Below are 7203 nucleotides of genomic sequence, written 5' to 3'. Positions count from 1 at the left end.
CGAGTGGTCGTCGCAATCACCAACGACGAACGAGGAGACAATCCGGGCCGCGAGATGCTCACGGCATGAGACGGATTCTATGACACGCTCCCTGAGATGTTATAGACACGTATCTGCTCTCGGGAGCTATCGGGGTAGAGGGTTGCATATGCAAGTATCAGTCAGATTGCGATACAGCACCAGTTCACTGGCCCGACGACGTGCAGCAATCGGACGAGCTGCTCGCTAGACGTTCGATCTAGTTAACGAACAACTGTGACTGGTACCGGTGAGCGCTGCACTATCCGCTTGGCGACGCTACCGAGCAGTATGCGCGTGAGGTCCGAGCGGTCGTGGCTGCCGACGACCACGTGGTCAATGTCGTTATTCTCAACGTAGCGGACGATGCGCCGCGCGGGATCACCGATCTCGATTTCACCCGACAGCGCTACGCCCTCTTCGGTAGCCTGCTCGCTCACGGCCGCGTGGAGGTCCTCAACTTCCGCCCGCGCACTATCGTACCACTCCTCGGAGTAGCCGGGCAGACCGGGAATTCCGGTCGGCGATTGTAGGCCGATCGTGTTCGGGTCGGTGTCGAAGGGGTTGATAACAGTGATAACGGTGAGTTCTACGTCACCCATGCCGAGTGCGTACTTTAATGCGTGCTCCGATTGCGGCGAGCCGTCGATGGCGACGAGAACGTGTTCAGTCATGCGACATGGTACTGTCTCTCTGCGTATAGTTATTATCGTACGATTGCCGAGGCATGTAGTCTCGCCCCTCAGTGAGTGCCGCGGCAAGTTAATCGGTCAGGTACAGCACCGGCTTGAACTCGCTGAACGCGGCCCAGCCGTGCGAGCGCACTTCTGGTATCGCGAGTTTCGTGAGATCGTCCTGAAATTTGTAGTTTCGAACATCGAACAGTTATGTGAATCGCTATGATCACCGCGCCGTATGCCTATTCAACGCGGCAACTGCTGCGTAAGAGCTGAATGTTGGTCAGCGAGAGACCTAGTGAACTCACTGCTGTCGTTTGGTTTTCCGCTTGCCGAAGCACCAGACGTTCCTCAACATCCAAACGTTGCGCCGATCACTCTTCTCCGCGGCGGGTCATCTTGGTTGTCTGCGAGACGGTGCATCCAGTTCCAGACCGCTCCATGCGAGCGGTCAACTACCGGGAGGTCGAGAATCGCCACAGTCTCGCGGAGCGAAAGTCCCGCAGAATGGAGTCGGACGGCGAACAGGGCGTTCGCCGTCCGCTCTCGGTCCCAACAGTCACTATCTATCGGCCCTAACGCTTCGTCGAGCAGGTGGCTGAGTGGCATGAACAACCAGCTCTTCGACCTGCTCACTCTTAACTATACAGCGCCCTCCAAAACTATGCTGCCGTTCTGTGACATTCCATTTTCCGGGTGGCCAGAGTGCCAATCACTTACCATAAAACGCCATTAGGTCATCGAGTGAACGCGTATTCAGAACATTATCCGTTTCACACCAGCCGCGGCGGGCTTGTGAGACGCCCAGTTGCATGTTATCTAACTCATCGGTCATGTGGGAATCGGTAGAGACGACGTAATGGACTGTCTCGCGGTACTCTTTGATGAACTGCCAATCGAGATCAAGCCGCTCTGGCCGGGCGTTGATCTCGACCGCGATGTGCTCGTCGCTGGCGGTCTCCATCACTACGTTCAGATCGAGGTCCAAAGAGCCATGTTCGTTGATCAACCGGTTAGTGGGATGTGCGAATACGTCAATAGGGAACTCGTGAAACGCGATTCTTACCTGTTCCGTTGGATTGGACGGCTGGCTGTGTATTCCCGCAACCACCAGATCGCAGGCCTCGTGCCAGTCCTCAGGAATTTCGAGTCCCTCGTCGGTGATCTCGGCCTCGATACCTTGGAGGACCGTGACGGCGATGTCGGCATCATCGTTCACTTCCTTGATCTCCGTTTGCTGGCTATCGAATGTCTCTGCATCGAGTGTATGGGGGGTTGGCACGTGCGGTCCGTAATCAGTAATGAGTATATACTCCATGCCAAGCTCGTCGGCGGCCACAGCTATCTCCCGGACGCTGTGTGACCCATTGGAATACTTGGTGTGGAGATGTAGATCTCCCTTCATGTCTGAACGTTCGACTAAATCGGGAAGTTCACTCGCTGCGGCCGCGTCAACCTCTCCGGTATCCTCGCGCAGTTCTGGCTGGATCCACGTGGTATTCAGTGTATCGTAAATGTCCGGTTCGGTCTCACTTGCAATACGTTTGCCGACGCGCTGTCCACCCCGCACGTCATCCACGTCACTCACGTCGAAAAGCCCGTATTCGTTGAGTTTCCAGCCATGGTCAATCGCTCGATTCCGGAGCGTAATGTTGTGATCCTTTGACCCGGTGAAATAAATGAGCGCGGCACCGTACTCCGAGTCGTCAACGATACGAAGATCTATTTGAAGGCCACCAGAGACAATAACTGACGACTTGGTATTGCCCCTAGCAAGAACCTCTTTTACGTTGTCGTGAGTGCAAAATTCTTCCATCGCTACCTCGGGGGCAGAGGCAGTCGCTAGAATATCTAAATCGCCGACAGTAGGTCGCCGTCGACGAAACGAGCCGACGATATCTACCCGATCGAATGCGTCGGAGTTCTGAAGCCGCGTCTCGATGCTCCGGGCGATTGGGAATGCTCGTCCGAGCAGCATCCGTTCTTGGCTCCGCTTCGCCCACTCAATGCGATCGAGGATGTTCTGCTGGGACGCCTTACCGAATCCTTCGAGTTCAGCAATCGCCCCGTTCTCGGCGGCGTGCTCGAGATCTTCGAGAGTCAAAACATCGAGTTCCAGATAGAGTTTCTTGGCTGTCTTCGGACCAACCCCTTTCACACTAGTGATTGCCTCGATGTCGATAGGAAGGTCAGCTTTGAGGTCCTCATAATACGCCAGATAGCCCGTATCGAGATACTCGGCAACCTTCTCGGCGATCGATTCACCGATCCCCTCTATCTCTTCGAGTTCGTTCCGGTCGTGTATGTCTTCGATATCCGTGGAGAGAGATTCGATGTTCTCTGCGGCGGTTCGATAAGCGCGAGGCTTGTACTCTACCTCCTTGATCTCGAGAAAATCAGCGATTTCGTAGAACGTCTTCGCGATTTCCTGATTTTGCATTTGTCTGCTCTTAACAATGACTGCATCGGCGTTGCCTAAGTAATTGTAGGTCGATTCTTACGTGTTTGTGTAGCGTTTGGAGCGAATTTCAGCCTGGTTCAACTACTTCTCGCAGTCTGGGAATTGCTGGGCAGAATTTGCGAACGGTATATAAGATATCCACGAATAAATCAATAAAACAAATGGCGAGTCAGGATATAACGAGAGCAGCCACACTATAGACCAACTACGGATGCAGAAAGGGAGTGTGATGCACTCAGTACGCTGGTAGTTCGTCGATCAAGACAGTTGCCGTTCCATGAATGACGATATCCTCGTCTTCGTTTTCAATGCGGGTCGTGAGTCGATATCGATCGTTTTCGAGATTCTCGATGATCTCGCAGCTGGCTGTCAGAGTGGCACCAATATCGACTGGACGCTTGAATTCGAGATTCTGCGATAGATAGATCGTGAAACCAGGTAAACAGGCGAGAGCAGCGCTAATCATCCCGGATACGAGCGTCCCATGAGCGATACGGCGGCCGAACCGAGTTTGCTCGGCGAACTCTTCGTTGAGATGTACTGCGTTCGTGTCACTTGTCGCCTCGGCGAACTTGCGAACGTCGTCTTCAGTGATAGCTTTCGTAAACGTCACCCGATCACCAATTCCTAATGAGCCGGGTGTCTGAATCGAGAGGTCAAACTCGCCCTCCTGTTGTCCGTATGGAAGTCTTGGAACAACTGTTCCTTGTACCTCACTGAGTGGATGCTGTGTCCGAATCTGATTTTCCGGGTCCTTCTCGAAAAGCATCATACAATCGTCCGAACAAAAGTAATAGGTCGTACTGTCGTACTTGATGCTTGCTTCGGCTTCAGTGGCGCTCACTTCCTTGCCACATACTGGATCGACGGTCATACGCTCGTATAAATACACAGAAAGAGGTCATTAATCCTCTCCACGCTTCTTAGACGCTGGGAAGAATCAGAGCGTTATATAACATCGCCCCGCCGTATCTATCGAAATTCTCTCCGGAATCGACTTCCGCTCGCGGTCGCAGCTCACCCCGAAATTGATGTTGGTCGGCGACCTCCGTTCGAGCATGACGTTCGTCGTACCATTCGACGGGTCCGCACTCGGCGAAGCCGCGCTGGTTCGGGCCGTCGAGTATGGGGCTGTACTCGAAGAGGAAGTCGTCGTCGTGAGCGTTGTTTCCGAACGGGAGCGCTACGCACGCCAGAAAGGATGGGTTGGGGAGGACGAGGCGTTCGATGTGGATACGGTCGTCGAATCGCTTCGAGAGCGGACAGATGCACTCGCACCGGAGGCTACTTTCGAGTGTGAGCGCATCCGTGAGTTCCCGCCGGCCGGCGGCATCGCCGACCACATCGAGCGGATGGCGCAAGAACACGACCCGTCGGTGCTGTTCCTCGGTAGCGACAATCTGGGTCGGGTCGTCACGCCGCTGGCGAGCGTTGCCGCGAACATCGCTCCCGAGGAGGGCTGCGACCTCCACATCGTCCGCCGTCCCGGCCCTCCCACCGTTGAGGGAATAGCCCCACACTCCGAGTTCTACGATGAGGACTGACACCCGCCGGACGACCCGGGATGAGTCCCGCCACCTCGTGTCGGTGCGGACGATGTTGGCGAGTCCGGAGACTGTCGGTGGTGAGTCGTGAAGAGACATGTACGAGAACATCCTCGTCCCGACCGACGGCAGCGAGGGGGCGAATATGGCGGCCGAACACGCACTCGGCATCGCGGGGACGTACGGCGCGACCGTACACGTACTCTACGTCGTCGACGTACGGATGAGTCCCATCAGCACGGACATGGACCGCGAGGAGGTCGTCCAGTTGCTCGAACAGTCCGGCGGGACGCCGACCACGCCGGTACTGCAACGGGCCGAAGGGACAGACGTCCCCGCGACCGAAGCGATTCGGCTGGGTGTTCCCCACGAGACCATCCATGAGTACGTCGACGAGGAGGACATCAACCTCGTGGTCATGGGGACGCACGGACGAACCGGTCTCGAACGCACGCTCTTGGGCAGCACAACCGAACGGGTCGTCCGCACCGTCGACACGCCGGTGATGACGGTTCCGCTCAGCGGGGACTGAGAACCGAAGACGGCCCGCATCGCCCGCCGACGCCGGTCTCGGAGCGTCCCCGCTCGACAACCGTCCCGATGGCTACTTGGAGGAATCGAGCAGTCGTCCGTGAACGTCGATCTCGCCGTTCCGACTACGGGTACTGCTGATGCGGGTACCGTCTTCGGCGATGACGAACGGCGGGGTATGGATTTCGAGCTGTGGCAGGCCTGCATCACGGCGGTGGCGGTTGAGGTCGTGTGCCCGACGCTGGGCTTTCGCTTCGGGCGAGACGACCACTGCATCCACGTCTTCGTGCGTCCCGGCAGGGCCCTGTGCGTCGTCGAGCTGTGTTATCTCAAAGGAGGCCGTGTACGCATCGCTCATGTCCCCGAGTTCGGCGACGAGACCCTCGCGTCGGTGCTGAAAGTCGCCGAAGAGTTCGGCATGCGACGGGTCGCTTCGCGTCCGCGTGGCGAGGACCGTCAAGGTGAGACCGACGATGACGTGGCCGTCCCCGCGGCTGTCACGGCTGGCTGTTTGAAACGTCTTGTGAAGGAGAGCGCGATGCCCGTTGTGGATGGGTGTGAACGTGCCGCCGAGGCCACGATGCGGTCGGTGGAACCCATATTCACCACGGCCGTCTTCGAGTTCCCTATACGCACCGGCTAGCGTCGACGACCGTCTCCAATGCAGTTCTAACTACCGCACGGCACGAATCATGTCTCGGTTATCCTGCTACGCTGACCCGATAGGAACTACAGACTGTGATAACGAAACTCACTAAGACGACTCCCTATTACTCGAACTGACGCCTTTGCGCTTGAGAGGGGAGTTTTTCAGCGCGGTTTCAAGCGATAGAGGTAGGTACTGGTTCCAAAACGTTCCTTCGATGCACCCAGCGACGCGCCGACGAATCCGTTCTGAGCGAGCAACGGACGGGGACGAACAAGAGTCAATAAGTGGCTCTGCTACTCCTCATGGCGATCTTCTATTGCCTGCATGTCTCGTTCGATGAGAGCTTGTATTCGGTTCAGCGTTTGCTCCATATCGCGTATCTCTTCGGCAATCGATTCGTTTCGGTCGTCGTATTCCGGCTGTTTGACCGTTCGGTCCATCCCGTTCTGTATCATTTCGATTCTTGCTTTCGCACCGTCAGTATTACTCAACATACTGCGCAGATGGTGATGCTGAGTAACTATCTGCTCGTCGTCTAGGTCGGAATAGTCGGTCATATATACTTTGCCATCGGAGAGAATCCATGTAAAGGTATTGAGGATCTATCAATTGGGGTATATCTGTTGTCTAACGATTACGTTTGCGAGCGTCGGTTGCTGAGTGATGCTCGACCGGTGTGCGGTTTCGGGCGGTGGTGCAAAATGGTTCTCACGGACTAATCCGACAAATTTCGATTAGCAAATTTATATAAAGCAACGCAGATATTCGAAATTATACCGGATTGAATGAGTGTGTCGACCAATGTTCCGAGATTCGCTCCCAAAATGTAGGGGATAATCTCGGCACGTTTGATGTGACCACGGTTGTACAGCGGGACGACACCGAGGGAGAATGCCACGCTCGTCGTGAATCCGATGAAAACGAGACCCAACCCGAAGGAAATCCATTTGTCGTTCAGCCTCGACAGATATCGCTGGCGTAATCGTTCTTTATCGACAGTGCCGAGGAGTCGGTCGAACAGCCGCGTACTGAGGAGGATGGATCCGATGCCACTAGAAACGCAGCTCCCGGGCCAAACGCATTGATGATCCCGTGAAGAATATCGATAACACATTCGGTGCGTGGACGGTGAGTGTCGACACCGTCCGAGCGTCCGCTTCCAGACCACGAACTAGCGGCATCGAGACGTAGCCAAGCACCAGTACTGGCAGGTATTCCGAATGAGTGACTAAGAACCATTCGTGTTCGGTTAAGGAGCAAAACACGCAGACGGCGCTGTCGTGATAGGGTTATCTTCAAGAACCGCGTAGAGAGAGGTTGTGA

The 7203-nt window shown here is 55.6% G+C and carries 6 protein-coding genes and 3 pseudogenes; 3 read left to right on the top strand and 6 right to left on the bottom strand.

The features are described 5' to 3' along the window. Nucleotides 1-242 precede the first annotated feature (242 nt). Nucleotides 243-692 (bottom strand): universal stress protein, encoded by a 450-nt coding sequence (locus C451_RS03845; RefSeq protein ID WP_007737895.1) that lies wholly within the window; start codon nucleotides 690-692, stop codon nucleotides 243-245. A 130-nt stretch (nucleotides 693-822) separates the two neighbouring features. Between C451_RS03845 and C451_RS21770 the strand changes: the two are divergent. Beyond that, a pseudogene (locus C451_RS21770) lies at nucleotides 823-921 on the top strand (IS5/IS1182 family transposase); the annotation flags it as partial. A 161-nt stretch (nucleotides 922-1082) separates the two neighbouring features. Here the strand turns inward: C451_RS21770 and C451_RS21765 are convergent. The 3 genes and pseudogenes from C451_RS21765 to C451_RS20800 all read right to left on the bottom strand — a co-directional run. Further along, a pseudogene (locus tag C451_RS21765) lies at nucleotides 1083-1304 on the bottom strand (IS6 family transposase); the annotation flags it as partial. A 103-nt stretch (nucleotides 1305-1407) separates the two neighbouring features. After that, nucleotides 1408-3135 carry a helix-hairpin-helix domain-containing protein gene (locus tag C451_RS03840; RefSeq protein WP_007737894.1) on the bottom strand — a complete coding sequence of 576 codons (1728 nt, stop codon included), beginning with the start codon at nucleotides 3133-3135 and terminating at the stop codon, nucleotides 1408-1410. A gap of 256 nt (nucleotides 3136-3391) precedes the next feature. After that, nucleotides 3392-4030 carry a MaoC/PaaZ C-terminal domain-containing protein gene (locus C451_RS20800; protein ID WP_080503478.1) on the bottom strand — a complete coding sequence of 213 codons (639 nt, stop codon included), beginning with the start codon at nucleotides 4028-4030 and terminating at the stop codon, nucleotides 3392-3394. Nucleotides 4031-4214: 184 nt separating this feature from the next. On the opposite strand from C451_RS20800, the gene C451_RS03830 reads away from it, so the two are divergent. Together C451_RS03830 and C451_RS03825 are read left to right on the top strand one after the other, a co-directional pair. After that, nucleotides 4215-4700 (top strand): universal stress protein, encoded by a 486-nt coding sequence (locus C451_RS03830; protein WP_049912852.1) that lies wholly within the window; start codon nucleotides 4215-4217, stop codon nucleotides 4698-4700. A 97-nt stretch (nucleotides 4701-4797) separates the two neighbouring features. Beyond that, nucleotides 4798-5232, top strand: coding sequence for a universal stress protein (locus tag C451_RS03825; protein WP_007737891.1), 435 nt, complete (start codon nucleotides 4798-4800; stop codon nucleotides 5230-5232). 72 nt (nucleotides 5233-5304) lie between these two features. Here C451_RS03825 and C451_RS03820 read toward each other — a convergent pair. Both C451_RS03820 and C451_RS03815 read right to left on the bottom strand, forming a co-directional pair. After that, nucleotides 5305-5805, bottom strand: a pseudogene (locus C451_RS03820) (phosphopantetheine adenylyltransferase); the annotation flags it as partial. 368 nt (nucleotides 5806-6173) lie between these two features. Continuing rightward, a complete protein-coding gene (locus C451_RS03815) occupies nucleotides 6174-6437 on the bottom strand; it encodes a hypothetical protein (RefSeq protein ID WP_007737886.1) in 264 nt (87 codons plus the stop codon). Nucleotides 6438-7203: the final 766 nt, after the last annotated feature.

It is taken from the genome of Halococcus thailandensis JCM 13552 (assembly GCF_000336715.1).
GTDB lineage: Archaea > Halobacteriota > Halobacteria > Halobacteriales > Halococcaceae > Halococcus > Halococcus thailandensis.
Note: the sequence above shows the minus strand (reverse complement) of the source record. Positions and strands in the feature narration are given on the sequence as shown.

What these genes read in the sequence shown, in the direction of transcription:
- C451_RS03830 (WP_049912852.1), top strand. Translation starts at nt 4,215, where the DNA reads ATGACGTTCGTCGTACCATTCGACGGGTCCGCACTCGGCGAAGCCGCG.
- C451_RS03825 (WP_007737891.1), top strand. Translation starts at nt 4,798, where the DNA reads ATGTACGAGAACATCCTCGTCCCGACCGACGGCAGCGAGGGGGCGAAT.
- C451_RS03815 (WP_007737886.1), bottom strand. Translation starts at nt 6,437, where the DNA reads ATGACCGACTATTCCGACCTAGACGACGAGCAGATAGTTACTCAGCAT.
- C451_RS20800 (WP_080503478.1), bottom strand. Translation starts at nt 4,030, where the DNA reads ATGACCGTCGATCCAGTATGTGGCAAGGAAGTGAGCGCCACTGAAGCC.
- C451_RS03840 (WP_007737894.1), bottom strand. Translation starts at nt 3,135, where the DNA reads ATGCAAAATCAGGAAATCGCGAAGACGTTCTACGAAATCGCTGATTTT.
- C451_RS03845 (WP_007737895.1), bottom strand. Translation starts at nt 692, where the DNA reads ATGACTGAACACGTTCTCGTCGCCATCGACGGCTCGCCGCAATCGGAG.